The 26,605-nt window shown below is 64.4% G+C and carries 29 protein-coding genes; 7 read left to right on the top strand and 22 right to left on the bottom strand.

Annotated features, from left to right (window positions below; all coding sequences use genetic code 11):
- Positions 1-49: 49 nt before the first annotated feature.
- From BLU81_RS07980 to BLU81_RS47705, 3 genes are all read right to left on the bottom strand, one after another.
- Positions 50-1,585: an HK97 family phage prohead protease gene (locus tag BLU81_RS07980; protein ID WP_157751391.1), complete on the bottom strand. Its 1,536-nt coding sequence runs from the start codon at positions 1,583-1,585 to the stop codon at positions 50-52.
- Positions 1,582-2,697 (bottom strand): phage portal protein, encoded by a 1,116-nt coding sequence (locus tag BLU81_RS07975; RefSeq protein WP_157751390.1) that lies wholly within the window; start codon positions 2,695-2,697, stop codon positions 1,582-1,584. The genes BLU81_RS07980 and BLU81_RS07975 overlap by 4 nt, the downstream gene beginning before the upstream one ends.
- A gap of 129 nt (positions 2,698-2,826) precedes the next feature.
- A complete protein-coding gene (locus tag BLU81_RS47705; RefSeq protein WP_157751389.1) occupies positions 2,827-3,147 on the bottom strand; it encodes a hypothetical protein in 321 nt (106 codons plus the stop codon).
- A 530-nt stretch (positions 3,148-3,677) separates the two neighbouring features.
- Between BLU81_RS47705 and BLU81_RS07970 the strand changes: the two genes are divergently transcribed.
- Positions 3,678-4,889 (top strand): ISAs1 family transposase, encoded by a 1,212-nt coding sequence (locus BLU81_RS07970; RefSeq protein ID WP_231953782.1) that lies wholly within the window; start codon positions 3,678-3,680, stop codon positions 4,887-4,889.
- Here the strand turns inward: BLU81_RS07970 and BLU81_RS47700 are convergent.
- Positions 4,839-5,654 carry a hypothetical protein gene (locus tag BLU81_RS47700; protein ID WP_157751388.1) on the bottom strand — a complete coding sequence of 272 codons (816 nt, stop codon included), beginning with the start codon at positions 5,652-5,654 and terminating at the stop codon, positions 4,839-4,841. The two genes, BLU81_RS07970 and BLU81_RS47700, sit on opposite strands and share 51 nt — an antisense overlap.
- A gap of 716 nt (positions 5,655-6,370) precedes the next feature.
- Positions 6,371-6,634, bottom strand: coding sequence for an HNH endonuclease (locus tag BLU81_RS07965; RefSeq protein ID WP_092543005.1), 264 nt, complete (start codon positions 6,632-6,634; stop codon positions 6,371-6,373).
- Between the two features lie 629 nt (positions 6,635-7,263).
- On the opposite strand from BLU81_RS07965, the gene BLU81_RS47695 reads away from it, so the two are divergent.
- The gene (locus BLU81_RS47695) at positions 7,264-7,437 is read left to right on the top strand and encodes a hypothetical protein (RefSeq protein WP_157751387.1); all 174 of its coding nucleotides are present in this window, start codon (positions 7,264-7,266) and stop codon (positions 7,435-7,437) included.
- Between the two features lie 919 nt (positions 7,438-8,356).
- Here BLU81_RS47695 and BLU81_RS47690 read toward each other — a convergent pair.
- From BLU81_RS47690 to BLU81_RS47680, 5 genes are all read right to left on the bottom strand, one after another.
- Entirely contained in the window at positions 8,357-9,121 is a 765-nt protein-coding gene (locus BLU81_RS47690; RefSeq protein ID WP_157751386.1) for a hypothetical protein, read from the bottom strand.
- Positions 9,121-9,276, bottom strand: a complete 156-nt coding sequence (locus BLU81_RS47685; protein WP_157751385.1) for a hypothetical protein — start codon at positions 9,274-9,276, stop codon at positions 9,121-9,123. Before BLU81_RS47685 ends, BLU81_RS47690 begins: the two co-directional genes overlap by 1 nt.
- Positions 9,277-9,397: 121 nt before the next feature.
- Positions 9,398-10,201, bottom strand: a complete 804-nt coding sequence (locus BLU81_RS07960) for a BRO-N domain-containing protein (protein ID WP_092543003.1) — start codon at positions 10,199-10,201, stop codon at positions 9,398-9,400.
- Positions 10,202-10,349: 148 nt separating this feature from the next.
- On the bottom strand, positions 10,350-10,811 hold the full coding sequence (locus BLU81_RS07955) for a hypothetical protein (protein ID WP_157751384.1): 462 nt from the start codon (positions 10,809-10,811) through the stop codon (positions 10,350-10,352).
- Between the two features lie 543 nt (positions 10,812-11,354).
- Positions 11,355-11,444: a MerR family transcriptional regulator gene (locus tag BLU81_RS47680; protein WP_197686148.1), complete on the bottom strand. Its 90-nt coding sequence runs from the start codon at positions 11,442-11,444 to the stop codon at positions 11,355-11,357.
- A 38-nt stretch (positions 11,445-11,482) separates the two neighbouring features.
- Between BLU81_RS47680 and BLU81_RS07950 the strand changes: the two genes are divergently transcribed.
- Both BLU81_RS07950 and BLU81_RS07945 read left to right on the top strand, forming a co-directional pair.
- Positions 11,483-12,835, top strand: a complete 1,353-nt coding sequence (locus BLU81_RS07950) for a hemolysin family protein (RefSeq protein WP_092542999.1) — start codon at positions 11,483-11,485, stop codon at positions 12,833-12,835.
- On the top strand, positions 12,832-13,911 hold the full coding sequence (locus tag BLU81_RS07945; RefSeq protein WP_092542997.1) for a hemolysin family protein: 1,080 nt from the start codon (positions 12,832-12,834) through the stop codon (positions 13,909-13,911). Before BLU81_RS07950 ends, BLU81_RS07945 begins: the two co-directional genes overlap by 4 nt.
- Before the next feature lie 39 nt (positions 13,912-13,950).
- Here the strand turns inward: BLU81_RS07945 and BLU81_RS07940 are convergent, their stop codons facing one another.
- The 8 genes from BLU81_RS07940 to BLU81_RS07905 all read right to left on the bottom strand — a co-directional run bounded on the left by BLU81_RS07940 (position 13,951) and on the right by BLU81_RS07905 (position 20,965).
- The gene (locus BLU81_RS07940; RefSeq protein WP_092542995.1) at positions 13,951-14,208 is read right to left on the bottom strand and encodes a hypothetical protein; all 258 of its coding nucleotides are present in this window, start codon (positions 14,206-14,208) and stop codon (positions 13,951-13,953) included.
- Positions 14,209-14,292: 84 nt separating this feature from the next.
- The gene (locus tag BLU81_RS07935) at positions 14,293-14,943 is read right to left on the bottom strand and encodes a TetR/AcrR family transcriptional regulator (protein ID WP_092542993.1); all 651 of its coding nucleotides are present in this window, start codon (positions 14,941-14,943) and stop codon (positions 14,293-14,295) included.
- 72 nt (positions 14,944-15,015) lie between these two features.
- Entirely contained in the window at positions 15,016-16,263 is a 1,248-nt protein-coding gene (locus tag BLU81_RS07930) for a methyltransferase (protein WP_092556764.1), read from the bottom strand.
- 2 nt (positions 16,264-16,265) lie between these two features.
- On the bottom strand, positions 16,266-17,144 hold the full coding sequence (locus BLU81_RS07925) for an SRPBCC family protein (protein ID WP_092542991.1): 879 nt from the start codon (positions 17,142-17,144) through the stop codon (positions 16,266-16,268).
- Positions 17,093-17,518: a response regulator gene (locus tag BLU81_RS51970; RefSeq protein ID WP_373873377.1), complete on the bottom strand. Its 426-nt coding sequence runs from the start codon at positions 17,516-17,518 to the stop codon at positions 17,093-17,095. Before BLU81_RS51970 ends, BLU81_RS07925 begins: the two co-directional genes overlap by 52 nt.
- A gap of 185 nt (positions 17,519-17,703) precedes the next feature.
- Positions 17,704-19,053, bottom strand: coding sequence for a flavin monoamine oxidase family protein (locus BLU81_RS07915; protein WP_092542989.1), 1,350 nt, complete (start codon positions 19,051-19,053; stop codon positions 17,704-17,706).
- Entirely contained in the window at positions 19,050-20,042 is a 993-nt protein-coding gene (locus tag BLU81_RS07910; protein ID WP_092542987.1) for an agmatine deiminase family protein, read from the bottom strand. Before BLU81_RS07910 ends, BLU81_RS07915 begins: the two co-directional genes overlap by 4 nt.
- Positions 20,039-20,965: a nitrilase-related carbon-nitrogen hydrolase gene (locus BLU81_RS07905; RefSeq protein WP_231954300.1), complete on the bottom strand. Its 927-nt coding sequence runs from the start codon at positions 20,963-20,965 to the stop codon at positions 20,039-20,041. Before BLU81_RS07905 ends, BLU81_RS07910 begins: the two co-directional genes overlap by 4 nt.
- Before the next feature lie 340 nt (positions 20,966-21,305).
- Here BLU81_RS07905 and BLU81_RS07900 point away from each other — a divergent pair, with 340 nt between their 5' ends.
- A complete protein-coding gene (locus BLU81_RS07900) occupies positions 21,306-21,776 on the top strand; it encodes a GNAT family N-acetyltransferase (protein ID WP_092542983.1) in 471 nt (156 codons plus the stop codon).
- On the opposite strand, the gene BLU81_RS07895 is transcribed toward BLU81_RS07900, so the two are convergent.
- Positions 21,747-22,682 carry a DMT family transporter gene (locus tag BLU81_RS07895; protein ID WP_231954296.1) on the bottom strand — a complete coding sequence of 312 codons (936 nt, stop codon included), beginning with the start codon at positions 22,680-22,682 and terminating at the stop codon, positions 21,747-21,749. The two genes, BLU81_RS07900 and BLU81_RS07895, sit on opposite strands and share 30 nt — an antisense overlap.
- Before the next feature lie 61 nt (positions 22,683-22,743).
- Here BLU81_RS07895 and BLU81_RS07890 point away from each other — a divergent pair, with 61 nt between their 5' ends.
- On the top strand, positions 22,744-23,661 hold the full coding sequence (locus BLU81_RS07890; protein ID WP_092542979.1) for a LysR family transcriptional regulator: 918 nt from the start codon (positions 22,744-22,746) through the stop codon (positions 23,659-23,661).
- On the opposite strand, the gene BLU81_RS07885 is transcribed toward BLU81_RS07890, so the two are convergent.
- Positions 23,599-24,465 carry a dihydrodipicolinate synthase family protein gene (locus tag BLU81_RS07885; RefSeq protein ID WP_092542977.1) on the bottom strand — a complete coding sequence of 289 codons (867 nt, stop codon included), beginning with the start codon at positions 24,463-24,465 and terminating at the stop codon, positions 23,599-23,601. The two genes, BLU81_RS07890 and BLU81_RS07885, sit on opposite strands and share 63 nt — an antisense overlap.
- A gap of 70 nt (positions 24,466-24,535) precedes the next feature.
- Here BLU81_RS07885 and BLU81_RS07880 point away from each other — a divergent pair, with 70 nt between their 5' ends.
- The gene (locus tag BLU81_RS07880) at positions 24,536-25,432 is read left to right on the top strand and encodes a LysR family transcriptional regulator (RefSeq protein WP_092542975.1); all 897 of its coding nucleotides are present in this window, start codon (positions 24,536-24,538) and stop codon (positions 25,430-25,432) included.
- Between the two features lie 14 nt (positions 25,433-25,446).
- Here BLU81_RS07880 and BLU81_RS07875 read toward each other — a convergent pair whose 3' ends face one another.
- Both BLU81_RS07875 and BLU81_RS07870 read right to left on the bottom strand, forming a co-directional pair.
- On the bottom strand, positions 25,447-25,956 hold the full coding sequence (locus BLU81_RS07875) for an AAA family ATPase (RefSeq protein WP_092542973.1): 510 nt from the start codon (positions 25,954-25,956) through the stop codon (positions 25,447-25,449).
- A complete protein-coding gene (locus BLU81_RS07870; protein ID WP_092542971.1) occupies positions 25,953-26,540 on the bottom strand; it encodes a TetR/AcrR family transcriptional regulator in 588 nt (195 codons plus the stop codon). The genes BLU81_RS07875 and BLU81_RS07870 overlap by 4 nt, the downstream gene beginning before the upstream one ends.
- Between the last annotated feature and the right edge of the window lie 65 nt (positions 26,541-26,605).

Below are 26,605 nucleotides of genomic sequence, written 5' to 3'. Positions count from 1 at the left end.
CTGGCACAGGAGAGGAGGAGCCCATGCCAACACCGGGGGCTTAGAGTGATCAGGCTCCGGTGTTGATTCGGATGATCCCGGACTTGTCAGTGACCGCCTCAGCCGAGTACTGCCAGAAACCCATGTAGACGACTGCGACAGCAATATCGAAGTCAAGGCGCTTGGGGGCAGACAGCCACTGATAGACGCAGCTCGAATCGATGAGGTAGCTGTTCACGGTGCCGTTACCGAGAGTGTCACGCCCCTGGATGAACGTAAGCCCGTTCGCAGAGATAGCCGAGAGACCATCGGCACGACCGTTAGCGTTGCTGGGGTTGAGAGCACTGTTGAGTCGGCGACCCGTGGAGTCCTTCGCCAAAAACAATTTGGAGTAAAGGGCAGGAGAGGCCACAGCCCCGTCGAACCGCTGAGGTTCGAGCAAGCCAAGGTGCATAGCGTCCAGGTTGTCCATCAGGACATCGTTCGAGCCATTGACAGTCTTGATCTGACCGGCGGGGAGCGACAGACCATCGAGCAGAGCAACGAGACGGAGCTCAGCCGCCTTCTCCGAAGCCTTCGTCATCTCGGCAAACAGGAGGCTCTGAGCCATCCCACCGATGAGGTCGATCGTTTCGCGGTTGAAGCCGACCTTGCCGGACAGAGCCGAAGGGATGACAGTCTGGGTTCCCCAGGTGGCACCGCCAGCAACCACAGGCTCAACACCTTCCACATGAGGCGCCACGAGGGTGCCAGTGACACCATTGAGGATCGGGTAGGCGAACGGCTGGTTGTCGCTGAGCGACCCACGGGTGATGACACGATCGAGGACACGGCCGTAGGGACGAAGGTTGCTGTAGCCGACCTCGGGTCGCCAACCGGGAGCCTTGCCGGGGGTGACATCGGCACTGGAGACAGAGAACGTCTCATTGATGAAACCGTCCACGCGCTGGTGAGCGGCAGCATCACCCTTGAAGGACGCAACGACATCCTCGGAGAAGTTGAATCGAGCAGACCCACCATTGAGGTCGTAAAGCGGCTCTTCCTTGGTCACGGTGGCAACGGGAACGGGAGTGACGGTAGGACGGTCAAGCTTCTCACTGAGACCAGCGAGAGCGGCAAGGATTTCCTCGGACATATTTACCTCCTGATGATTGATTTCTTCACTGAATGAAACAGAATCGACAAGCGCCTTAGAGAACGCGGGCAGTGCAACCATGGACACCTCTACGCCGTCACCGGCGAGCACCGTACGGCTCTTACCTTCATCGTGGACAGAGCGGATGTTGACCCCAACGCTGAAGCCGAGGACACCTTCACTGGCAAGCTCAAGGGCTTCATCACCATCGACGGTTTTGGAGACCTTGACGGCAATCTCAAGTCCTCGATCAGTCCACTCGTAAGTGCTCAGTCGACCAACGGGACGCTTACTGTCGTGATGAAGAAGAGCCGGGGTCCGATCCGAGAAGGTCACCGAGTCGCGTGCAAATCGAAGGTCATAGCCTCCGCGTTTGGTAACGTCATCGGCAGGAATCAGAAGTCCACGGATGACCCGTGAATCACGGTCGCTAAAAAGCTCGGTAGCTTCGAGATCGAATCGGTCAGTCACTCGGCACCTCCGTTCAGTTTGGGAAGGTCTTCGTAGGATCGGATTTCATCGACGGTCAACCAGCCACCTTCAAGGGCGGTCTTATAGCTCTGGTATCGCTCCGTTGTGTTACTACGAAGGAAACCGTCAAGGCTCCATTTCGCGACCTGACCGTTAGGGGTTACGTCACCCAACGAGAGCCGCTGTTCAATCGTTGACAGGAACGGCTTAGCCGCAAAGTCGATCAGGTCTTTACGCTCGTCGATCGCGTTGCTGTACGTCCTGGTAGTCGTGTTCAGACCGAGCCATGAGGACGGCAGACCAGTTAGCCGGCTAGCCTCAGAGATCAGGAACTCGCGTGCACCGATGAGCTGAAGTTCGTCAGCGGTGAGCATCTGACCGGGGACGTAATCGATGTTCTCTGGGAGGAAGGCATCCACATTCTTCTGACGAGCGGCGCGATACTTGCCGAGGAATGACTGGATGACATCGTCTTCTGGTTCACTGCCGTCGTTTGGCTTGAAGATGCCGACGGCTTGAGGAGAATTGGCGTACCGATTGGCAGTAGCGGCCAGCAGCTTTGCGGTCTGGACGGTGCCAGCAGCAGTCTTGCGGAGCGGAGCATTTGGAGACTCAAAGAGGATCACGTCCTCAGCGGGAACTAGATCGGTTCCGATGCGGATACGCCCGGTCTTTTCGTCCTGACTCCACTCACCGAACTTGTAATGCCGGATAGCGGTCGGATAGTCGGTAGCGTCACGAGCAACAACGACCCAGAGCGATACGGCATCGAACAAGAGGTCTTCAAAAAGGTTCGCCATAGTGACTGACCGAACACGACCGATGGTCGACTCAGGCTGAGTGAACAGCTTCCGATCGATCTTCTGACCACTACCGTTGATTGAGTGGAGCGGCAGGTTGCCGAGCGAACAGAAGACATCTCTTGCCCGGACGAAACCAGGAAGGGCCATGATCTCATCACGACTGACCTGAGTCGGGGATTCGGTGCCATTGATGAGTGCCTGCCACGTACTCCAGTCATTGGGCAGTGTGGAGAGGATGGGGGTACCGCCGGAAGTGGCAGTGCTGGCGAACGATTCCGCTTGGGTTTTCCAGGGTGTCCAGAACTTCACGGCAGTACCTCCAATCTCTTCAAGGGGCTTTTAGCTGTATGCAAATGCATCACTCCCTTCGCTTTTCCTTATCAGTGCAAGATCCCGGTAAGTGCGTCAGTTTTGGAAACTTCTTTTCGATCGACCGATTTAGGCAGCTTCGTCGTCGAGGGTGACGACACGAAGACCCTGAGATTCCGGAATAGAGCGAGCCAGACGAACAGCGAAACTGAGCGCGTAGCTTGAGTCACAGTCGATGTCGCCTTTACGACCGAAACGCCAACCGTCACCGACGTTCAATCGAGCAGCAGACAGCAGTTGAGTGGTGAGAAGTTCGTCTCCACTGTGGGAAATTCTGCCAGCGGCTACCTGGTCGGCAAGCTCCATTGCGGCAGAGCAAAGCTGATCACCCTTGAACTCGTTGAAGCGCTTGAACTTCAGCTTTCCGAAGTCGCTGCGGAGCGCACTCATCGGTCCTGTAGGACCCCAGCCCACGAAGCGTGGCCTAACCCTGCTGAGGAGGTCACCGAACTCCGAACGAAACTCTCTGGTGGACTGGTAGACAGCTACGGTTTCAACTCGTGTACGTCCGTCTGAGCCTGTAACTGCACCCACAACGGTGATGTGACTGAGATCGTCGTTAGCATCGATACCGAGACATACCCTCGATCTGTCTTTGATCGGATTGGGGTCTAGGCAGTTCTGCCACGCCTCCGGAGAGACACAGCTATTGAGACTCGGAATACTCATGCACATATTCTCAGTCTTGAATGCGTTCACTGGACCGCCGGCTAATGCCTTCAACGACCTGAGAGTCACGGTCCTACCGAGACTCGGGTTTGCCTGCCTCAGCAGGGCTGTTGCGTTCTCGGTCCTTGACCCGCTGAACAGGGATTTCGTGGGGTGATCGGCCTCTGTGGAGGCAGTGGAAGCGGGTGAAGCCCTCAAGGTGATCATGGAGTTCTTCACGCTGCACGACCACCGAGGAACTCCACCCGCCGATGGCATCATCTCTGATTCGCGCACTGACCGTGACAACCCCCGGCTCCGACACTCCACCATCACCGGTCACCGATAGTGAACACACCGGGCTCGCCGAAGCCCTGGGCCGGATTCCGGACCCGCGTAACCCGCACGGGACCCGGTATTCCCTGGTGGCGTTGCTGACAGTCGCGGTCTGCGCGGTCCTGGCCGGTGCCACCTCGTTCGCTGCGATCGCCGACTGGCTGTACGACCTCGACGAGCCCGACCAGGTCCGGCTCGGGTTCACCCGGGGCGTGCCGGCCGGCACGACGATGTGGCGGCTGCTGACCCGCCTCGACGCGAGTGTGGTCAGCACTGTTCTGGCCGGCTGGCTGCGGTCGCGGACACCGCCGGCACCCGCCCGGCCACGCCGCTATCGGACCGTGATAGCCGTCGACGGCAAGACCTTGCGGGGCGCCCGCCTGCCCGAGGGCCGCCAGGTGCATCTGCTGTCCGCGCTGGACACCAGCACCGGCATCGTCCTGGCCCAGGTCACCGTCGACACCAAAAGCAACGAAATCCCAGCCTTCACACCCCTGCTCACCGCCGTCGAAAACGTGCTGGGCAGCCTGACCGGGGTCCTGTTCGTCGCCGACGCGATGCATACCCAGACCGATCACGCCGAGCAGATCACCCGCCGCGGAGCACACCTGTTGCTGCAGGCGAAGGGGAACCAGCCCACCCTTCACACCCAGCTCAAGACCCTGCCGTGGGCGCAGATCCCGGTCGGTGACCGCACCCGCGACCGCGGGCACGGCCGTAAGGAGACCCGCACGGTCAAGGCCGTCACCCTGCACACCCCGGGCGGAATCGCCTTCCCGAAAGCCCAGCAGGCCGCCCGGATCACCCGGACCCGCACCATCGACGGCAAGACCAGCCGCGAGACCACCTACCTGATCACCTCCCTGAGCGCCGCCAACGCCCAGCCCACTGACCTGCAAAAATGGGCCAGGGCAGAGTGGTTGATCGAGAACCAGGTCCACAACGTCAGAGACGTCACTTTCCGTGAGGATCTTCACCAAGCCCGGACCGGCACCGGACCCGCCGTCATGGCCACCCTGCGTAACACCGCGATCGGCTGGCACCGCATCAACGGCGCCACCAACATCGCCCGCGCCAACCGACGCGCCGACCGCCGATCACACGACCTCATCACCGCCGTGACCAGCAGTTACCCCAGAACGCAATGACCCTGCCTGCCTCAGTGCTTCAACGTCGTCGATCTCAGAGCCATCAGCAGCCGACCACTCAGCATAGAACAGTTCAGGGTCCTCACCGGATTGGGCTACCGCCCTCCAATGATTGAGCACAACAGACCGGACATCACCAGCATTCGAGAGCATAACGAGCAGAGCATCAGGAACAGATAGAGTCGTCGATTCGACAGCGTTAAGTGCATCGAAGTCCATATGCTCGCGCAATTCATCGACTAGGACGAGACCCACACCGCTCAAACCGCGACCCCCTCGTCTACCGGCAGAGACGATCTTGTATTTGCACTTCAAGCCTGGACACTCGATTGCGTACTGTCCGTTCGGTTTGCGGAGCTTGACCTCACCACCGAAGTATTCTGGGTGGTCCTCGGCATAATCGGCAGTGATCTCCCACTGCTCCTTAGCGGTGTCGATGGTTGTCGAGCTGTAGAGAACCGTTCTACCGCGACTGAGAATCCACAGGGCCAACAGCGAGCACAGGAATGACTTGCCTTGCTGCCGACTCACCAGCAGCAGAGCACGCTTAAACCGCAGAGTGCCGTCTGGGTTCAGTTCGAGGAAGTGCAGCAACCACCAGCGTTGCCACGGAAGGACGTTGATCCCGATCCGCTGTCCAAACTCGATGACCTCATATCCCAGAGTCGTACGCCTCGTCAGTAGCGAAACCTTGGGTTCGGTAAACAGTCTTGGGAGTGTGTACCCAAGAACGGGACGATCTTCTTGAATAGTCGTAGTTGTCAATGAATCTCCTCTAAGTGTCAAGCAGTTTCGTCAAATTCCTCCGGGGGGAAACAGACAGAGCGGGGACTGCGCTTATGTTCCGATTGAGGGAAAGACGACCTTAGTGTCCGTTCCCATCACGCGCAGCGTGGCACTCATAGCACAGAGCGTCATACATCTCGATGTCCTGGCTGAATGGCATCCATCGACCTGACTGCGTACCGTGTCCCTTGATTTGGCGCGCTTCCCGCCATTCCTTCATCTCGTTAGGACACGCGTGGTTGTACGCCCATTCCTTGGCAGGCTTACCGCAAGGGCATGTGTGTTCAGTAGCCTTGCCACGACGACGCTTGAGACGCTGGTGCGCTGACATATACGACGATGAGACGGGCTTAGGTCCGATGGGGCTCGCGTATTGCAATGTCAGCCGCTCAACAGCAGAGCAATCCTTTGAGCATTTTTCTCGACCGTTGTAAAGCTTCTCCATTCCGATTGTCAGTTTGCTACCGCATGCGCACTCAACGACTACGCCACGTTTGGTGTAGCCGTTCTTCATCGGCACCCGAACTGACGCGTCCAGTACAGTCAGCTTGCCGAATACATCCCCGACGTTGATCTCGTGCTTAATCGGTCGCCCGCGCTCCATTGATCCTCCAAGTGTTTGGTTGCTCTACACCTGGGTTATCACTGTCTTTTTCCCGAACTGAACGAGTTCCGCTGAACTTTTTCCTGTCCGGTTACCATTGCGTCAGACCGGGCTTCCATTCAGGGTTGCCTTTGCCTGCCTGTCGGCTTGAGTTGCAGTGATGACACGCAGCTCTGATTCCGTTCGGATCGAGTAGGCTGCCGCCTTTGCTAAGTGGGACGATGTGATCCCCAGTGGTGGCACGCTGTGTGCACCCTGGACGCTTAAGCTGACATTCATAGTTGTCGCGCTGTAGGACGTAGTCGCGTACCTTCCGCCATTGATAGGTGTTGGTTCCGCGCCAGCCGTCACTCATCCGCTTCAGCGTGCTGGTGAGGCTCCACAACCGACCCGCATACAGAGCACGGCGTCGGGTTGACTCCACTCTTCTCGACCGCCTCTTTCATCAGTCGGAAGGTCTCAGCTTTGTCGTCTCCAGGCTGAGAGTCGCCCTGTGACTTGATGTCGTCAGTCTTCGGTTCGGTCTTCTTTCGCTCAGTCATCTTCAATCTCCAATCGTTACTCTCACAAGCGAGCTTGCTCGTGAAGTGTTCAGTGCCGCTCAGAGCGGCTGTAATAGGTCGTGCATCCAATCCCACCAGTTCGTATTTCTGGAGCCTCAGAGGCGATGCCCGCCCGGGATTTACACCGAGGCTTTAAACCAGCATTCCGAGCTTGCAGTCCGCAGACCCACGGCAGTCACGCTTACAGGCGACGCATGTGATCAGACTTCGGACGCCGTTGCTCAATGGATAGTGGTAGACGTGCAGTTCAAGACTGCAACAGGCACAGCGCTTGTACTGGTTCCGGAACACACCGTCTTCGATATAGGTACGCATTCGTCCTCCTCGGTTTCTCAGCTCACCCCCTCTATCAGTGCATGATTGGTCGATAGTGACGTGATAACCCGTAAGAGCTACTAATCAATCCAACTGGGAGGTTTCAATGGGTCTTCTGACCGGCAAGGCTTTGGAGTACGCGAAATCGATTGTCGCCCTGCTGTGGCTGGTGCTCACAGGACTCGCAGCTCAGTACGACACACCGTGGATCACCACGGGCCTAATCGTCGTTGGAGCGTTCAGCGTTTGGTTGGTGCCCAACAGAGAGACTAAGAAGTGACGGGAGGTCTGAGACGGTAACTGAGACCAGACCTCGGTACTACCGAGGTCTGCCCGCACAATCTGCGGACCCTTCAGAATGTCTACAGATGACGTCGGTACTACCGACATCATCCTTCATCAAGCCGCCCGGCATAGTATGCCGGCTAAGACTGTAACCCTCTGAGCGCCAGCGTCAGAGCGAAAAGTCCGCTCTTGACTTTGAGCGTGAGCAGGAGAGCGCACTCGGCTTGACTGCGTGAGAGCCGTCACCAGGCTGAGAGTCGCCCTGTGACTTGAGAGCCATTCTAAGCCGTTGGGAATTGCAGACCCTAAGCCGAGTACCTGAATTAGCTTCTGACGCCTGTACGGCTTTGCTGGGCACCTTAAATGATCTATTGCTGCAATATTCCTACAGGACAGCGTAAGGGAGTCATCGACGACCTAGCTGGTAAGGAAGCATCGACCAAAGTTCCGAAGGTCAGTTCCATCGACCTGAGTTTGGGAGATCTGCTTCCGTAGTAGACACAGCAACAGCCCTTGACCTTGACCCACCATGACACTCGGTTCTTCAGAGTGGCATTCCTCTTTGCCCTTGACCTTCGCTCTACCGGCTCGGTCCTTCAATTGGTCGTAGGGCCAAAGCCCCGGAGACGAGGAGCGACAGCGACCAAGGTAGGAGGAGCTTGCGACGACCAAGGTTTTCAAGTTCTTTGTATGTGGCCCGAATCCCGGATTCGGAGCAGATGGAAGATCTTCACTGAGCCAGCTTCGGTTGCTGGCGATCTGTGGTTTTTGTCTTCGTCTTAATCTTCGTCATTGACCTCGTCTTGGTCTCGGTCATGGTCTTCTTTAGTTGACTAGCTAGCGTGCAGCTAAGTGACAGCTATCGACTAGCCAAATGAGACCTAGGGGGCAGACCGAAGCCCGCCCCCTGATCACTACAGACTCTCCAGTCGACCCTGTACGAACAGCTCGCACAACTCATCGAAAGCTGTCTCCGATTCGTCTGGGTTGAACTCCTCCCACACGGCGAAGTCCTCGGTCGTTGGATTGGCCGAGACACCCTTGAGCTGCCATGGATAGACCTTCACAACGTCGCGTGAATCCTCACCCCTCGCTCGGTTGCCAGCAGGAACGTCTTCGGCATCACCGGGAAGTTCAGCCACGACAGACGGTTTAGCTGGTCGATCTGCTCGGTCACTTTTGGAGACGGCAGTTCCTACCACCTCCTTCGCCTTGCGACTCGCTTCGTAGATCGGACCAAACAGATCGGCCCGGAAGTTGACCGGCGACTCTTCGTCGGCGTGCTCAATCAGGAAGTGGCCAAGGATGTACTTCCTAGGTTTCCTGGACCCCTTAGTGCCAGGCTGGAATTCGATGTATCGAGATCCCTTCCTGGTTGTTCCACCGTTGGTCTTTCCCCAGAACTTCAGGGCATCGTCAATCTGACCGCGAGCCAAAGACCTACCGGCCTTGGCTATGGCGAACTCTCTAATCAGCGGCGTGCTGATAATCGGGTAGTGATCTCGATGGTGAAGTGCGCCAGCGATGATCGCTTCCATAACCAGCAAACGGGCCTGGTTGACGGATGGGACATCGGAGTATGCATCCCGTTCGATGATCGTCTCTGCCCCGGCGTACATCAGTTGAGCGATCCTAAGATTCTCCTCTGGACTGTTGTCGCGGTTGATAAATTCAGTCATCAGAACTCCTCCCCATCATCCCATTTTGAACTCTCCCAATCGTCTACGTCGCTGTAGCAGTCGCACCACGGGTCACGCTCTTCGCTCAGTGGAAAGAAGATTTCCTCTTCCGGCGGACCCAGGGAACTGCCGTTTTTGCCTACGTTCTCGCTCACTTCAAATCTCCTCTGTGGTGTGACGGGGTACTGCTCTGGTAAGTACCCTTGATTTCTTTAACCGCGCGGTTAAAGTTACTCGGCTGGGAAGGGGCCGAACCCGTAGGCCCGGCCCCACTACCTATCGCTTGAAGTGCTTCTCGGCGATCTCAGCCAGACGCAGTGCGCCCTTTGTCGTGAATCGAACCTGGTTACCGTATGTTCCGGGTTCTTCGGTCAGATATCCGTTCGTGCGGGCGTACGCCGTACTACCGGTGACCTGATCAGTACCGGCTTTGAACGTGAACCACGTCCGACGGAGCAACTTGACGTGCTTGTTCTTGACCTTCAGGCCGTATCGCTCGTTGATCTTTGAGCTGATGATCCCGAAGACGTCCGAGATGTTCTTGTCTGTAGCCGATTCCAGGTAGGACCGATAGGCATCCACCATCGGGGCCTGAATCTCAAGCTGTGCAGACTGAGCCGCACTGATGGCTCGCTGAGCTTCGATCTCACGGGCCTGATCGGCAGCAAGCTGCAACGCCTCAGCGAAGCTGGTAGGGATCGCTGGTGTAGCTGAGTAGGACCCGGTTTTGCGGATCTGCTTCAGAATCTCTTTGACTCGTCCCTTGATAGCCTTAGCGCCGGGAAGGGAACTCCGGAAGATCAACTCCCAGAGGCCATCCTCATAGAAGACAGTCATCTCTTGTAGACCGCCAAGGGTACGCACATTTTGCGTACCCTTCTCAGAGTCTTCCAGCAGACGCGCAGCGTCAGCGGCATCCCGATGTCCCATCGCCTTAGCGAAGTCGGGGCCAACGGCGTAAGCAGCGTCCCGCTCGGTGTCGTACCCGAAACGGATGTGGTGACCCTCGACCTGGAAGATCTCCAGACCGTTCGGCGGCGCAAGTCCCCAGGCGTCTTTACCGGGATCGTTGTAGTTCATCGGTTCTCCTCAAAATTAATGTTGGTAGTGATGTGGTACCCGGTGCCGGTACCGCAGTCGTAGACGTACGAGCCCCAGAGCAGGGCCACCCGATCAGCGTCACTGATTGACCGGTAGTGCTTCTTCCATCGATGTTCCGGGCAACGCATCAGATGTCCTGGCTGCACATAAGCCGAAGGGGGCTGGTGTTCTCGTTCGGGAAGTAGCGGTTGGCCCAACCGCCGACGTGCCAGCACTCGGCCCGAACGGTGTGGTCGCACTCCTCGTGATCCGCCATCGTGATCTTGTTGCTAGACAGATCGATCTCGCACCACGTGATGTTGTCGGCAACGAACTTCTCAATCCCCGCCTGCTGTTCGGGGGTGTACCCGAAGTGCTTCAGGTGGTTGAGGTGCATAACGAGAACCTTCATCGGGTGCTGCCCGATCTCTGCGAAGAACTCCTCATCGATCATCGTCATCAACTGTGCGGCAGGCATCATGCGAACCTCAGTGTCAACGATCGGCAGTTCGCTACTGATGTCGATTCCGAGGGTGCGAAGCTGCTCCATCACGGCCTTACGGGTAGGGGCGTTGACCTGCATCCAACGCGTCCGAACAGAAACCATCATGCTGTTCTCTCCTCTAACTTTCGGGGTTGCGAAATGCCCCACCGATTTGGCAGGGCATGTCTTTCCGGGTGTGGTTCTAGTATACGCTGTAGAGCCATTCTTTGTCAGTTGCCAAACGGGTGCAGCTTGGTTGCAGGAATCATTTGCTGCAAAGACTTCGCGATTCCCTGCCGACAGATACAAGGATATCTGGATATCGGCCTTTTGAATATCCGGTGATCGGGTGTTGACAGTTTTCCGGGAACGAACGGTTTCATTAGTTCAGCGGCTATACGAATTGCTTAGCCCGCTGTAGTGGCCGCTGAGCGACGAACCAATTGACCCCTGGGTGATCCGATGAACAGGGGTTGCCGTGAACTCTGAGGGCTTCTCAGCCTGTTGTTAACGTCAACATAGCGACCGTGGGCCTGAGAACGGTGATCTTGACCGAGGTACTATGGACTTCAGCGCCTCTAACGCCCGATTACCGGGTACGGAGGACACAAATCAATAGGTTTCCATATTCCCTGGTCAACAGCCCGATGATGTGTTGCGCATGCCGGTCTACTCGAACTGTTGCGTGTAATAGTCAACGGTGCGGGTGGAGACCCCGGCCTGAGCGGCGAGCTCCCCGATGCGCAACAGATCGCTCATCGGGCAAACATACATTTGAACGTGCGGAGGGAACCCGGTTGCTGATCACGATCGGCATCGTGGCGATTGTGTTGCTCACAGCGGCCACCGGATATTTCGTGGCCCAGGAGTTCGCCTACGTGGCGGTGGACCGGGAGCGTCTGCGCGCTCTCGCCGACGAGGGTGACGCGGCAGCCGCGCGGGCCCTCAAGGTCACTCAGAAACTGTCGTTCGTGCTCTCCGGATCGCAGGTCGGCATCACGGTGACCGCGCTGCTCGCGGGTTATGTGGCCGAGCCGTTCCTGGGTGAGGGCACCGCGGAGCTGCTCGGCGCGACCGGGTTGCCGGAGGCGTTGACCACCTCGGTGTCGATGGTGTTCGCGCTGCTGTTCGCGACCGTCGTGCAGATGGTGCTGGGCGAGCTGGCGCCGAAGAACCTGGCGATCGCCGAGCCGGTCGCGGTGGCGCGGGCGCTGTCCCGGTCGACGGCGATCTACCTGACCGTGATGGGCCCGCTGATCCGGTTGTTCGACTCGACGGCGACCCGATTGTTGCGTGCGATCGGCATCGAGCCGATCGAGGAGCTGCCGCAGGGTGCCACTTCGGAGGACCTGGACCGGATCATCGAGGCGTCCAGCGCGCACGGTCTGCTGGACGCGCGGGCGGCCCGGTTGCTGGATCACGGGCTGGACTTCCGGATTCGGACGGCCGCCGAGGTGATGCGCCCGCGGGTGGACGTCACGTCGATCGGCGGGCACGAGCCGGCGTCGCGGGTGGTCGAGTTGCTGGACACCGGGCATTCCCGGTTCCCGGTGATCGGTGACGGGCTGGACGACGTGCTCGGGGTGGTGTCGATCGCCGAGGTCGTAGCCCTGGACCCGGCGGTGCGTGACAGCACGCCGGTGAGCACGCTCGCCACTCCCCCGGTGGCGTTGCCCGAGTCGTGCCGGCTGCCGGTGGTGCTGGACCGGCTCAAGGCCGCGCACCGGCAGATGGCGATCGTCGTCGACGAGTTCGGTGGTTTCGCCGGGATCATCACCTTGGAGGACGTGGCCGAGGAGCTGGTCGGTGAGATCCGTGACGAGGACGACCTGCCGGAGCCGGTGATCGAGCAGCGGACCGACGGTTCCTGGGTGGTTCCGGGGCGGGCCCGGATGGACGAGATCGCCGAGGCCACCGGGATCAGCCTGCCCGAGGACGACCTCTACGACACGCTGTCCGGCCTGGTCCTGGCCCGGCTCGGCCGGCTGCCGGAGGTCCAGGAGAGCGTCGAGCTGACACCGACGCCCTCGATCGACGACGACGGAAACCCTCAACCCCAGGCGGCGGTACGTTTGACCGTGCTCGAAGTCCGCAGGCGTGTGCCGTCCCGCGTCGCTCTCAGTGAGGTCGAAGTCGAGGTGCCGGCATGAGCACCACCCTGTCGCTGACGATCTCGTTCTTCCTGCTCGTCGCCAACGCGTTCTTCGTGGCGGCCGAGTTCGCCCTGGTCGCCGCGAAACGGCACCGGCTGGAGTCCGCCGCCGCCGAGGGGTCCCGTGGGGCCCGGGCGGCGATGGCCGGCACCCGGCGGCTGTCGCTGATGCTGGCCGGCGCGCAGCTCGGCATCACCCTGTGCACGCTGGGCCTCGGTGCCTTGGCGAAACCGGCGGTCGCACACCTGCTGGAGCCGGTGTTCACCGCGGTCGGCATCCCCGGTGACGCGGCGTACGTGGTGGCGTTCCTGTTCGCCGTCGTCCTGGTCAGTTTCCTGCACGTGGTGGTCGGTGAGATGGCCCCGAAGTCGTGGGCGATCAGTCACCCGGAGACGTCGGCGACGCTGCTGGCGATCCCGTTCGTCGGGTTCACCACCGTGCTGAAGCCGGTGTTGCTGGCTCTGAACGGGCTGGCCAACGCGGTTCTGAAGCTGTTCAAGGTGGAACCGCAGGACGAGCTGGCGCAGGTGCACAACGCCGAGCAGTTGCGGCTGCTGCTGCAGACGTCCAAGGAGCACGGCACCATTCCGGCCGCCGAGCACGAGCTGTTGACCGCGATGTTGCAGATCGAGTCGCGGACCGTGCGTGAGGTGATGACCCCGAACGACCGGATCGTCACGGTGACCGCCGCCGACGACGCCCGGACCGTGGAGTTGCGCAGTACCGAGGCCGGGCGTTCGCGGCTGGCCGTCACCGACGCGTCCGGGGAGATCGCCGGGATCGTGCATGTGCGGGAGGCCGCGAAGGCGGTCGGCGGCGGGACGGACGCCACTGCCGGGTCGCTGATGACGTCGGCGTTGCGGTTGCCCGCGGACACCACGGTGCTCGACGCGATCGCCTCGATGCGGCAGTTGCGCAATCAGGTGGCGCTGGTCGTCGACGACGGGTCGGTGATCGGGCTCGTCGCGCTGGAGGACCTGCTGGAGCAGGTGATCGGGCAGTTCGACGACGAGACCGATCCGGTCATCGACGCGGCTCGCCGGGCCGGCCGGAAGTCCCGTTCCCACGCTTAGTTCGTGGTGGGGCCAGGGTCCGCCGGACCCTGGCCCTGTTCACGCTCCTACCGGTAGCCACGCGCCGGTCGGGGTGCGGACCTCGATGGTGTCCGGATTCTTGCGGATGTCGGGGCATCCGTCGACGGTCGCCTGCCAGCCGTCGACCGGGTCGTGGACCGCGTGCCACCGGCAGTGCTGTTCGTCCACGAAACCCCAGGCCATCAAGACCTCGCGGCCCAGGTACGAATACCGCCCCACCGAAGCGATCCGGTCCCCGTCGGGGCGGCGGAAGAACTCGGCGCGCAGTCCGGGCACCACGGTCCCCTCGAAGTCCGCGTCCGCGGTGATGCGATGCGGGACATATGCCGTTAAATCAGGAAGTGTCACGGCGGTTGGTCGCTACTGCGGACCGGAAGGTTCCCGCACTTTCAGGTGACTCTTGACCTTCGATCGCAGTGCCCGCCGCGCGATCGGCCCCAGCTCGTCCACCACCTCGACCAGCACCGCGAGCTGATCCAGCGCGGCCAGCGCCTGCCGGGCCCCCGCCGGGTCCACCCCCTCGAACAGTTCGAGGCCCACAAAAGCCGCCGAAACCGCCCGGGACAGTCCCGGAATGTCCGCCACCTCAGCGACCGGCGAACCGGTGAGCAGCCGGTTCAGCACGATCTCGATCTCGTCGGTCCAGAGTTGCAGAGCGGCGGCGGTGGGTGTGGCCAGCCGTTCCCCGGTCTGCGCCGCGGCCAGCATCTGCGCCAGCACCGACACGTTGCCGCCGGCCAGTTCCGAGGCGTGCAGATCAAGCCCGACCTGCAACAACTCCCGCAGCGAACCGACCGCCGCGAACCGGTCCGCGTAGGCGGTCACCCGCTCCCGGGTAGCCGCCAGGCAGGCCGCGCCGAGCAGTTCGTCGACACTCTTGTAGTGGTAGAAGACGAGCGCCTGGTTGACCCCGGCGGCGGCTCCGATGGTCCGGGCCGAGACCCCGGTGACACCGTGCTCGCGCAGCGCGGTCAAAGCTCCGTCGAGAAGGCGCTGCTTGGTGTCGTTCATGACGTCACCTCCGCTTCGCTCCGGCGCCGCCATGAATTTTCCACTGTGCTGATGATTCGCTCGCAAGCTCGCTCATTGGCGCTCATTCTGCCGCAGGGCGGGATGGGGAGGTGCGATCAGGGCATCGGTGACGAGCTGGGCCAGGTGCTTGAAAACCGGGAGGAGCAGGAGCCAACTGGCGTACGCGGGGAGCAGGCTGGTGTGTTCGAGGGCTCTGGCGACGGCACCGACTCCGTCGACGGTGTAGCCGTCGGCGGCTTCGTAGCGGGCCCGCCACAGTGTCCGCTCGTGGTCGGCGGCCGGACGGATCGTCAGGTTGACCGGGTTTCTCCTGTTCAGGGCGTCACGGAACGCCCGGCACGGCCCGCAGTCGTCGTCGAGCCACACGGTCGCCGGTGTCGACGCCCGGTAGGGCACCGGCGACGGCCACCAGTCCCGCACGTGCCGCCGGTAGGCACGCCACTGTTCGCCGTACCGCCGGGCCATGTCGTGTTCCTCGTGCGGACCGGCGACCGCGGCGGAGAAGGCGACTGCGGTCACGGCCGCCGCCGCGAGGACCGTGCTGTGGGTGACAGCGGCCAGCAGGAGCAGCAGGAGTACGGCGCTGAGTTGCATCGGGTTGGCGAGGTAGGCGTACGGCCCGGTGGTGATGATCTTCTGTGGTGGGTCCCAGGGGAACGGGGTGCCGTCGCCGCGGATGGCGAACTCGCGGACCGCGGCGAGTGCGGGCAGGGCCACCACCAGCCCCGCTTGGGCGAGCAGGAACCGTACTTCGGCGGGCAGGCCACGCAGGTGCTGCCAGCCGCCGTCGCCGAAGGTGTAGGCGACGCTCGGGGCCAGCCACATCACCAATGCGGTGAAGACGGCCATCTGCAGCAGGACCCGGAGGATCAGGTGGCGGCGGTCGTCGGTCCAGCGGCCCAGCAGTTGCGCGGGCAGGGCGATCAGGAGCAGGCCGAGGATGTCGCCGGTCAGCCAGTGCGGGCCGAGGACCACCAGTGGTTCCAGGGCCGGCATCGCGATCGCGTCGATCCACAGGAGCAGGCCGAGCGCCACCGGCAGCGGCAGGTGGCGCCGGAGCAGCACGGGGATCGGCCCCCAGAGCACGGCCCAGCCCAGCCACAGGTCCACCGGCATACCCCGGTAGGAGCCGTCGACCGCTGCGAACGTGTACCAGCTGGACACCTCGTGGAGGGCCGCGATGCCGGTGGCGGCGGCGGTGAAGGCCAGGGCGGCACCCGCCCGGCGCGGGTTCGCGCGGGCCGCCGCCAGCAGTGCCACCAGCGGGATCAGCAGGCACAGGTAGCGGGCCAGCGTGATGGTCACCGCAGGACCAGCATGTCCAGCAGGTGTTCGGCGCCGGCGCTCATCAGGCTGTCCTGGAGTGGCCCGAAGTACCAGGACGGGTCGAGTCCGCGCCGGTAGTCGATCCGCACGGTGACCTCGGTGCCGGTTCCCAGCTGCTGCCAGCTCAGGGTGGCGTCGCGCAGGTCCACCCAGCGGCCGGTGATCGAACTGTCCTCGACGACCCGGAAGACGATCCGCTGCGGCCCGGCCTCGGTGACCTCGGTGACGATCTGCCCGCCCGGCCCGTGTGAGCTGCCGTGGTATCCGAACGTCCACCGGTCCCCCGCGGCCAGCCCGTCGCCGTGCACGTGACCCGGAGTCGGGACGCCGAGCAGCCGCAGTGACAGCGGTCGCGGGTCAGCCGGTCGCGGGCCGGCGGCGAGCAGGGCCGGCACGGTCGCCGGGTCGGCGGCGATCACCCGGCTGACCTCGACGGACTGGTCCGGGTTGATCCGCCACTGCGGTTGCACGCCTTCCACACCGAGCAGCAGCAGGGGCAGCGGGATCAGTGCCGGCAGCCGCCGGGACTCCCGGATCGAGCCGACCACGCCGGTGACGATGTGCGCGACCCCGTAGACGAGCGGCGCGGCGAGCACGACACAGATCGCTCCCTCGTGCAGGGCCACGGCCGCGAGCAGCAGACCGATGGTGGTCAGCCGGAACACCTTCCCGTGTGTGGTGCCCCCGGGCACGAGTGCCAGGGACGCGGCCACCACGGTCGGCAGAACCACGAACAGCAGGGCGCTGTCGGCGCGCCCGGCGCGGACGGTGAGCCACAGGAACACCGCCCCGAAGACGGCGATCAGGCCGACCAGCACCAGGTTCGCCGCCCGTATCCGCTTCTTCTCCACCATCGGTCTCCCCCGTTTGAGCAGTCGCTCAATTCGCTGCCCGAGTGCAGAGTAGCGAAGTTTTTGAGCGACCGCTCAAGCATGGGGATCCCTTCGGCGGCCGAAAGTTGATCATATGTCTGGTAAGACTGGAATCCGACGTAGTCGTCGGCGCCGCGTTCCAGGCCGACCACCCGGTCGATCCCCCCGGCCCGGGCGCTGATCACGATGATCGGGACGGCACCGCGGGCCCGCAGTTCGCGGCACACGTCGAGGCCGTCGGTGTCGGGCAGCCCCAGGTCCAGCAGCACCAGGTCACAGGGGCTGGCGGCGCGAGCGGACCGGCCGTCGGTCACCAACGGTGGCCGACAACGATTCCGCTGGTCGTGGGCTTCCATTCGGAACCCGGCATGACAACGGGTCATCGCATGCACACGTTATGGCGACGAATGCCGCCTCGAATGCCAGCGTTCGGACAAGAGACGGCAAACGAAGGTTTCCGGTGGGGCCGCCCGCCCCCGGCGGTCGCGGGACCGGGCGGGAGCGGGCACCTACCTCGCGCGGTAGTCAGGCGACCGTTTCGTCATTCGTACCGAGAAAAGATCTCTTCGCCCATCCGGATCGCACCGTCCACGTGCTGGAAACCGAGACCCGCGATGTCGCTGCTCGCGAACGAGAGCGGGCCCACCTCCTGGCGCAGATGGCGGCCGTAACGGGTCAGCGAACCGATGTCGAAGCTGGTGCCGAAGGCGCCGACGGTCCATTCGTCGGCCATCCACGGGCTCTCGTAATAGGCGACCGGCGTCAGTGCCTCCGGGCCGTAATAGGCGGCCAGTGAATCCAGGACCGCCTTCTTGCGGGTGTCCGGATCGAGCGACAGGATGCTGTCGGCTTTCACGTCGGAGACGAATCCGACCAGGGTGCCGCGGGTTTCGCCGTCGACGTCCTCATTGGTGTTGTCATAGGCTTCGTGGACCAGCGCATAGGGGCTGAACGCCGTTCCGGACAGGCCTTGCGCGCGCCAGAACGGCGTGTCATAGGTGATGTGCAGTTTCACCACCAGGCCGAACGAGATGTGCTGGCGCATCTGGGCCTGGACCGGCGGGAGCGCGGGGATGTACTGCACCCGGCTGACCAGTGTCGGCGGCACCGCCATCACGATCTTGCGGCCGGAGTAACTGCCCCGGCCGGTGAAGACCGTGCCGCCGTCGTCGTCCCATTCGATCTTCGTGACCGCTTCCGACAGGTGCACGGTGCCGTCGGGGAGCCGGTCCGCGAGTGCGAGCGGTACCCGCTGGAGGCCGCCGACGACCCGGCGGTCCAGGATGAAGTCGGCGTCGACGAGGTTGCTGAAACCGCCCGCCGACGCCGCCATCAGCACCGCGGACAGGGCCGAGAACGAGTGGGCCGGTTTGGTCAGCATCGCCGGGCCGATGTAAAGGCCGATGTTGTCGCGGGCTTCAGCGTCGTCGGTCTGCGCGGCGAGCCAGGTCGCGAACGAGATGCGGTCCAGTTCGTCGGCGTCCGGGTGCTCCCACGGGCGGAGCGGGTTCATCGCGGCGGCCAGACGGTCGAGTTCGTCCGTGAGGCGGGCCATCTCGGCTTCGGTGGTGGCCGAGACCGGGAACTTCTCGCCCTCGAACGTGCGGCGCACCCCGTCGGCGCCGATGTAGACCGACTCGCCGGCGCGGTAGCGGGAGTACATCTCCAGGCCCAGCTCGTCGATCAGTGCGAGCAGGGCGGTCTGGTCCGGGGAGACCCACTGGCCGCCGACTTCCAGGCGGACCCCCTCGATGTCCTCGGTGAGCAGGCGCCCGCCGACCCGGTCGCGCGCTTCCAGGACGATCACGCTCTTCCCGGCGGCGTGCAGGCGGTTGGCGACGGTCAGTCCGGTGACACCGGCACCGACCACCACGACGTCGAAGTCGGTCACGGTTTTCCTCCAGGTACGGCGGGTTCCTGCTGGGTGATGCAATGGATGCCGCCTCCGCGGGCGAAGATCGCCCGGGCGTCGACGCCGATCACCCGGCGGCCGGGATAGGCGGCGGCCAGGATGTCCAGAGCCGCGGCGTCCCGGGGATCGTCGAACGTGCAGGCGACGACACCGGCGTTGCAGACTAGGTGATTGACGTAAGAATGATCAACTGGCCCGGTGGCGTCGTTGATCTTCTCGGGGGCCGGCAGGTTTTCCACGATCCAACCCGCCGGGAATGCCGCTTTTATCGCGTCATACACGGCGTGATCCGGGTGCCGCGGGTTGGTCTGGAGATGAAGCAGCACGGCCCCCGGCGCGGTGAACGTCGCCACGATGTCGACATGGCCGCGCGTCCCGAACTCTGCATAGTCACGAGTCAAGCCACGCGGCAACCACACCACCCGGTCAGCGCCGAGCGTACGAAACAACTCGGCCTCGACGTCATTTCTCGACCAGCCCGGGTTACGACCCGGATCAAGCTGAACGGTTTCGGTCACCAGCACGGCGCCTTGGCCGTCCACGTGAATGCCGCCGCCCTCGTTGACCAGCTCCGAGCCGATGATCGTGGCACCGGCCCACTCGGCGACCTGCCGGGCGATCCTCGCGTCCCGTTCCCACGTCGCCCAGCTCTGCCCGCCCCAGCCGTTGAACACCCAGTCCACCGCACCGAGGCCGTCCGGGCCGACGACGAAGGTGGGGCCGATGTCACGCATCCAGGCGTCGTCGAGTGGCGCCTCGAAGTACTCGACGGCGTTACCCAGCCAGCGGCGGGCGTCCTTGACGGCCGACGGGTCGACGACCATCCGGACCGGTTCGAACTCGGCGACCGCCAGGGCCACCGAGGCCCACGCCTCGCGGGCGTCGTCACCGTCGGTGTACCCCGAGGACGGCCAGGCCATCCAGGTGCAGGTGTGCGGCTCGGTCTCGGCCGGCATCCGCCACGTCACGCCAGGCCACCGTAGGTGTCGGGGCGCCGGGTCCGCAGGAACGGGAACAGCGTCAGCCAGTCTTTACGCTGGTCGAGGTCGAGGTCGGCGACCAGCACGGCTTCGTCGTCGCGGGGTGCTCGGGCGAGGATCCGGCCGTACGGGTCGGCGATGAACGACGAACCGTAGAAACTGATGCCGCCCTCGTCACCGGTCCGGTTCGGGACGATCATGAAGAGGCCGTTGGCGATGGCGTGCCCGACGATGACCTGCTGCCACAGCGGCTGGGTGTCGAACCCCGGATGGTCGGGTTCGGAGCCGATCGCAGTCGGGTAGGCCAGAATGTCGGCGCCGGCCAGCGCATACGCGCGGGCGACCTCCGGAAACCATTCGTCCCAGCAGGTCGGCAGCCCGAACGCGACATCACCGACACGGTGGATCGGGTAGGCGTCGTCAGCCGGCCCGGGCCGGAAATACTTGTCCTCGACGTAGCCCTCGGTAACCGGAATATGCGTCTTCCGAGTCTTCGCAACGACATTTCCGGACTCGTCCACCAATATCGCGGTGTTGTATCCCAGGCCGTCCCCCAGATCGACCTTCTCATACAACGACGCGTGCACCAGAATCCCGTACCGCCGGGCAGCCTCGGCAGCGAACGCCACGGTAGGCCCACCGACCAGGTCCTCAGCCGCATCGACCGGCTTCCCGACCGGCTCCTCGAACGCCGGATACCGCGACAGCGTCAACTCCGGCAGAAACACCACCGAAGCCCCTTCCGCAGCCGCCCGAGCAATCCCGCCGAACAACACTTCCCGCAGCTCAGCCGGATCCGAACGCCACCGATGCTGCACCACCCCGACCCGCAGCAACGGCCGAACCGGCTCCTCGACACGCGCGGGCGAGTCGAACGTCGCCGCCCGGATCAGCTCCATGACCACCCTCATCCACCGAACGCCATTCGCTCAATATGGTAGCCATTACCCCCAAACGCAAGGGATTCCGTTGCCCAGGCCAATCAAACCCAAGCTTTCCGTTGACCCAAGCCAAACTTCGTAACCTCACAAGGCAAAAATGCCCATTTCGTACGATCAACAAAACGGTCCCGCCCCGTCCCCGCAAGGTGTTCCCGGCGCAAGGTCCCCCCGCGACCACCGGGCATATGCGGTAGCCCGTTCACTCCCCAGCACAGACCTCCCCGTCGCCAACCCTGAATCCCGCCGGCCCTGACCGCCGTGGCACCGCCCCCGCAGCAGGCCCGGAAGCGGGGCGTGTCAACATGGCGGCGTGTCAAGGATTGTCAACGGTCGCCTGCGGGCTGCTACCGCCCAGGACTGTGGTGACCTGGTCCGGCTCTGGGGGCTGCTGTTCGGCGATGTCGCGGCTACCACGAACGAACCGTGGCGCCAGCACGCGGCTGGGTGGTTCACCCGGCTCGTCGACGACGCGGACAACGCCCGGTTCCCGGTGATCGAAGTCGACGGCGCGATCGTCGCCACCGCGATCGGCACCCTGGAACTCGGCGTGCCGAACCCGTACTGCGCCAAGGGCCGCACCGTCCGCTTGATGAACGTGATCACCCTGGCCGAGCACCGTGGCCACGGCTTCGCGACCACGCTCGTCCTCGACGTGCTGGCCTGGGCCCGCTCGGTCGCCGCCGACCGCGTCGACCTGAGCGCCACCCCGGCGGCCCTGCCGCTCTACGCGAAGCTGGGTTTCACGATGACCTCAGCCCCGCGGATGAAGCTGGTGCTCTGACCCACCGCCACCGGCCGGCTGAGGCGCACCGCGGGCGGCGGCACCGGCCGAGCCGAGACTCATGGCCGAGATCAGCACCAGGGCACCGCCCACCAGTTGGAGCGGCGACAGGGACTCGCCCAGCAGCAGGGTGGCCAGGGCCGCGGTGACCACCGGTTCGAAGGTGGACAGGATGGCCGCCGTCGACGGACCGGTGCGGCGCAGCCCGGCGAAGAACGTCAGCATCGCCAGCACCGTGGACACCACCGCGATGCACGCCAGCCACAGCCAGCCGGCCGGGGCGAAGTTCAGGTCGGGGCCGCCGGTCGCCGCCGACCGGCCGGCCAGGGCCACCGCCGCACCGGCCATCACCAGCGTGGCCAGCAGCAGCGGCGGCAGTTCCCGCACCACCCGGTCGGAGACCAGGATGTACACCGTGTAGGTGAGCGCCGATCCGATTCCCAGGGCCACCCCGAGCGGGTGGAACGACGCGGCGCCGGATCCGAGCAGCACCAACAGTGTTCCGCCGGTGGCCGCGATCAGGGCCACGCCCCGGGCGGGGGTCAGGCGATCCCGGCCGAGCAGGACGGCGGCGACGGTCACCATCAGCGGATACGTGTAGAGGATCAGCGCCAGCGGGGAAGCGTCCATCACTGTCAGCGCGGCGAAGTAGAGGCTCGCCTGGGTGGCGTACCCGATGGCGCCCAGCCCGAGTGCGATCGCCAGAACCCGCCCTGGCACCCGGGCCGGCCGGGTCGTGGCGAACGGCAGGAACAGTCCCAGCAGCACCGCGGCCAGGGTGAACCGGATCAGCAGCAGGGTCGGCGGGGTGACTCCGGCCTGGTAGGCGTACTTGCCGAAGACAGCCATCGCCCCGAAGCAGGCGGCGGAGAACAGACAGAGCAACGGACCCATGGGTACGAGCATCGAACGCCGAACCGTACAGGTCCAGTGATGGTTTTTGGAGTTGACTGGTTAGGGTTTGTGCATGGATCTGCGGCGGCTGCGTTTCCTGCGGGAGTTCGAGGAGCGGGGCACCCTGGGCGCGGTGGCCGCCGCCCTCGGCTACAGCCCGTCAGCCGTGTCGCAGCAGCTCACCGTGCTGGAGAAAGAGGTCGGGACGGTTCTGCTGGAGAAGGCGGGCCGGGGAGTCCGGCTCACCGACGCCGGGCGGGTGCTGGCCCGGCACGCGCGGATCCTGCTGGCCGCGGCGGAGGCGGCGACCTCCGATCTGGCGGCTCTGGCGGCGCTCGGTGGCGAGATCCGGGGGACGGTCCGCGCGGGTGGTCTCCAGTCGGCGGCCCGGCGGCTGCTGGTCCCGGCGGTGGCACGGGTGACGGCCGAGCATCCGGGTGTTCGCTTGGAGGTCGCCGAACTGGAGCTGGAGCAGGCGTTACCGGGTCTAAGGCTGGGTGCGGTGGACCTGGTGATCAGCGACGAGTACGACGGCCATCCCCGCCCGCGACCGGACGGGCTGCGTTTCGTGCCGCTGCTGTCCGAGCCGTCCCGGCTGGTGCTGCCGTCGGCGCATCCGCTGGCGTTGGCGGGCGGCCCGGTGTCGCTGGCGGCTCTGCGCGCTGAGGCGTGGGTGTCGTCGCACGAGGGCACCGGCCATCACGCGATGGTCGTCGGGACCTGCCGGGCACTCGGTGGGTTCGACCCGGATCTGCGGCACCACTCCAACGACGCCGACGTACAGCTGGAGCTGGTCCGTCTGACCGGCGCCGTCGCCCTCCTGCCCCGGATCACCCTGCCGCCACCCGAACCGGCCCTCGCCTACCGCGAAGCCGCCGAATCGGTGCTGGGCCGCCGCCTGTTCGCGGTGACCCGCGACGCTCCACCGTCACCAGCGCTGACCGCGTTCCTGACCGCCGTCACCGCCCAGGCCCGAGCCGTGGCGCACTGACTCCGGGCTCGCCGCGAGCAGGGGCAGCCGCACCGCCGGGGTCGGGATCCGGCCCTGCTCGTGCAGCACCCCCTTGATCACGGTGGGGTTGGGTTCGGCGAACAGTGCCCGGGACAGCCCGGCGAGCCGGTTGCCGAGAGCCCGTGCCCGCGAATGATCTCCCGAGTGCCAGGCGGTGGCGAGGTCCACGAACGACCGGGTGTCCACGTGCGCCGAGGCCGAGACGCCGCCGTGCGCACCGATCGCGAGCAGCGGCGAGAGGAGCGCGTCGTCGCCGCCGAGCAGCGCGAACCCGTCCGGCATGCCCGCGACCAGGGCCACTGTCGCGTCGTCGATCACCCCGGTCGCATACTTCATACCGATCACCCCGGGGATCCCGGCCAGCCGCAACAGCGTCTGTGCCGACAAGGCCTGCCCGGTCCGATGGGGAACGTGATAGATCACCAGCGGCATGGTCGCGGCGAGCGCTTCGAAGTGCGCGATCACCCCGGCCTCACCCGGCCGGACGAACGCCGGAACCGTGCTCAGCGCTGCCGTCACCCCCGGCAACGCCGCGAGGTCGGGGCGGGCTCCGACCAGCAGTGGTGTGCCGTGTTCCCGGCTGACCGTCGCGGCCACGCCGACCACCGCCTCCTGCTCGAACGGGTCGAGCGAGCCCGGCTCCCCCGTCGTGCCCAGCGCGACGAGGCCGGCCGCGCCGTCGTCGAGGACCTGGTGGGCCAGACGTTCCAGGGCGTCGAGGGCCACCTTGCCGTCGGTGTCGAAGGGCGTGATCAGCGGTACGAGGATTCCGTTCAATGCCATGCGACAAGCCTCGGCGCTGCCGAGCATCAGGTCCAGTTCACGTTCCTGCGGACCTCCGTAAGCTGAACTGATGCTCGACGTACGCCGCTTGCGTCTGCTCTGCGACCTGTCCCGCCTCGGCACGATCGCCGCCGTCGCCGAGACCCACACCTACACCCCGTCCGCGGTCTCCCAGCAGTTGTCCGCGCTGGAACGCGAAGCCGGCACCGCGCTGCTGGAACGCACCGGCCGCCGCGTCACCCTGACCGGCGCCGGACGCGTCCTGGTGACACACGCCGAAACCGTGCTGGCCGCGCTGGAACGCACCGAGGCCGCGCTCGCCGCCGCGAGTTCCGGGCCGTCCGGCGAACTGCGGATCGGCGCCTTCCCCAGTGCGATCAGCACCCTGCTCACCCCGGCGCTGGTCACCTTGGGCGAACGACACCCCGCCCTGGACCTGATGGTGACCGAGATCGATCCGGCCGCAGTGCCCGCCGCGCTGCTGGACCGGCGGCTGGACGTCGGACTGATCCAGGACTACGACGTGGTGCCGCAGCAGTGGGATCCGGGGCTGGACAGTGTCCCGATGCTCGACGAGGCGGTCCATCTCGCCGGCACCGGCCCGGGCACCGATCTGTCCGATCACCGCGACGCGAACTGGATCCTGGCCACCCCGGGAACGCTCTGCCACACCGCGACCCTGCAGATCTGCCGGGCGGCCGGGTTCGCCCCGCGCGGCCGGCATCGGGTGGACGACTTCGGAACCGTCCTGGCCCTGGTCGCCGCCGGTCAGGGTGTCGCGATGGTGCCACAGCTCGCGACCGGCCGGCTGCCTGCCGGGGTGACGCTGCTGCCGTTGCCGACCCGCCGACGTACCAGGGTCGCCTTCCGCCGGGGCGCCGCCAGCCACCCGGCCGTGGCGGCGTTCCTGAGCACACTCCCGGCAGACCGCGACCGGAAGCTGACCAGGAGACGGCTCGCGAGATGATCGAGGAGATCGACCTACGGCAGGCCGCCGCCGAGCACGGCTAGGAAGTCCTGATAGGTCTGTTCGATCTCGCCTTCCCGGCTGTGCACGAAACGCACGGCCGGGCGGGTCGCCATCAGGGCCACCAGCCGGTCGTAGAAGGCACCGATCTCGGCGGGAACCTCGCCGTCGCGGACGGCGCAGCGCCGGAGCGCGTTCTCCCGGCCGTCCATCAGGACCACCTCGTGAAACGGGCAGCCCAGTTCGGCGGCGAGCGCTTCGGCCCGCTCGATGAACTGCGGGCGGGCCAGCAGTTGCGGCACTACGACGTCGTACCCGCTGGTCAGGTGGGTCCGGGCGGCGGCCAGGGCGATGTCGCGGGCCAGCAGCCCAGCCGGGCCGGCCTGGTCGCGCCAGCCGCCGATCAGGTCCCGGATCCGGTCGATGTCCAGGGTCAGCGCGAGCGGATGGCGCTCCACGAACAGCCGGGCAATCGTCGACTTGCCGCACGCCGGCGGCCCGTTGAGCAGGATCAGCCTGGTCATGGGGCGCGGAGCACGCGCAGCGCGTCGAGGGCGACCGCGGTGAGGGCGGCGCGGCCGACACCGGCACGGCCGAGCAGTTCCATTCCACGGGTGATGGCGACGAAGTACATCGCCAGCGACGGCACGTTCGCGTCCGCCGGGAGGTCGCCGTTCTCCCGCGCGTGTTCCAGGCACTGGGCGTAGATCCCGGCGAGCTGGTCGATGCCGGCTCTGGTGGCGGTGGAGAGCGCGTCGTCCTCGCCGGTCGACTCGACCAGTGCCCGGGTGGTGAGCGAGACCCGCCGATCGCTGTGGCTGAAATCGATCGCCATCAGGAGCATGTGGCCCCGGATCCGTTCCAGCGGCAGCGCGTCGCCGTGGCCGAGGGCTTCCGAGACGGCCCGCGCCGCCTCCTCCCGGTCCTCGGAGAGCGCCCGGAGGAACAGTTCCCGTTTTCCGCCGAACGCGTTGTACAGGCTCTGCTTCCCCAGACCGGTCGCCCGCACCAGGTCGTCGAGTGTCGCGGCGGCGAGGCCGTGCACAGCGAACACCTCACCGGCGCTGCTGACGACATCACTCTCGACGAACTTCCGGGGACGTGCCATGTGAGCCAGCCTACGTTATTGACCATTTAGTCAAAAACGAGCTAGCTTTGCCCACGACAGACATC

Origin of the sequence: Actinoplanes derwentensis (assembly GCF_900104725.1) — a bacterium.
GTDB lineage: Bacteria > Actinomycetota > Actinomycetes > Mycobacteriales > Micromonosporaceae > Actinoplanes > Actinoplanes derwentensis.
The sequence above is the reverse complement of the archived record's forward strand: the minus strand, read 5'-3'. Positions and strand labels throughout refer to the sequence as shown.

Coding starts and splice junctions, on each gene's coding strand:
- BLU81_RS07895 (WP_231954296.1), bottom strand. CDS start 22,682: ATGCTCGTACCCATGGGTCCGTTGCTCTGTCTGTTCTCCGCCGCCTGC.
- BLU81_RS07955 (WP_157751384.1), bottom strand. CDS start 10,811: ATGATGGTTTCTGTTCGGACGCGTTGGATGCAGGTCAACGCCCCTACC.
- BLU81_RS07905 (WP_231954300.1), bottom strand. CDS start 20,965: ATGAGGGTGGTCATGGAGCTGATCCGGGCGGCGACGTTCGACTCGCCC.
- BLU81_RS07870 (WP_092542971.1), bottom strand. CDS start 26,540: ATGGCACGTCCCCGGAAGTTCGTCGAGAGTGATGTCGTCAGCAGCGCC.
- BLU81_RS07965 (WP_092543005.1), bottom strand. CDS start 6,634: ATGAGTGACGGCTGGCGCGGAACCAACACCTATCAATGGCGGAAGGTA.
- BLU81_RS47695 (WP_157751387.1), top strand. CDS start 7,264: ATGGGTCTTCTGACCGGCAAGGCTTTGGAGTACGCGAAATCGATTGTC.
- BLU81_RS07935 (WP_092542993.1), bottom strand. CDS start 14,943: ATGAACGACACCAAGCAGCGCCTTCTCGACGGAGCTTTGACCGCGCTG.
- BLU81_RS07970 (WP_231953782.1), top strand. CDS start 3,678: ATGGCATCATCTCTGATTCGCGCACTGACCGTGACAACCCCCGGCTCC.
- BLU81_RS07880 (WP_092542975.1), top strand. CDS start 24,536: ATGCTCGACGTACGCCGCTTGCGTCTGCTCTGCGACCTGTCCCGCCTC.
- BLU81_RS07875 (WP_092542973.1), bottom strand. CDS start 25,956: ATGACCAGGCTGATCCTGCTCAACGGGCCGCCGGCGTGCGGCAAGTCG.
- BLU81_RS07885 (WP_092542977.1), bottom strand. CDS start 24,465: ATGGCATTGAACGGAATCCTCGTACCGCTGATCACGCCCTTCGACACC.
- BLU81_RS07925 (WP_092542991.1), bottom strand. CDS start 17,144: ATGGTGGAGAAGAAGCGGATACGGGCGGCGAACCTGGTGCTGGTCGGC.
- BLU81_RS07960 (WP_092543003.1), bottom strand. CDS start 10,201: ATGAACTACAACGATCCCGGTAAAGACGCCTGGGGACTTGCGCCGCCG.
- BLU81_RS07890 (WP_092542979.1), top strand. CDS start 22,744: ATGGATCTGCGGCGGCTGCGTTTCCTGCGGGAGTTCGAGGAGCGGGGC.
- BLU81_RS47705 (WP_157751389.1), bottom strand. CDS start 3,147: ATGAGTGCGCTCCGCAGCGACTTCGGAAAGCTGAAGTTCAAGCGCTTC.
- BLU81_RS47680 (WP_197686148.1), bottom strand. CDS start 11,444: ATGAGCGATCTGTTGCGCATCGGGGAGCTCGCCGCTCAGGCCGGGGTC.
- BLU81_RS07945 (WP_092542997.1), top strand. CDS start 12,832: ATGAGCACCACCCTGTCGCTGACGATCTCGTTCTTCCTGCTCGTCGCC.
- BLU81_RS47690 (WP_157751386.1), bottom strand. CDS start 9,121: ATGACTGAATTTATCAACCGCGACAACAGTCCAGAGGAGAATCTTAGG.
- BLU81_RS51970 (WP_373873377.1), bottom strand. CDS start 17,518: ATGGAAGCCCACGACCAGCGGAATCGTTGTCGGCCACCGTTGGTGACC.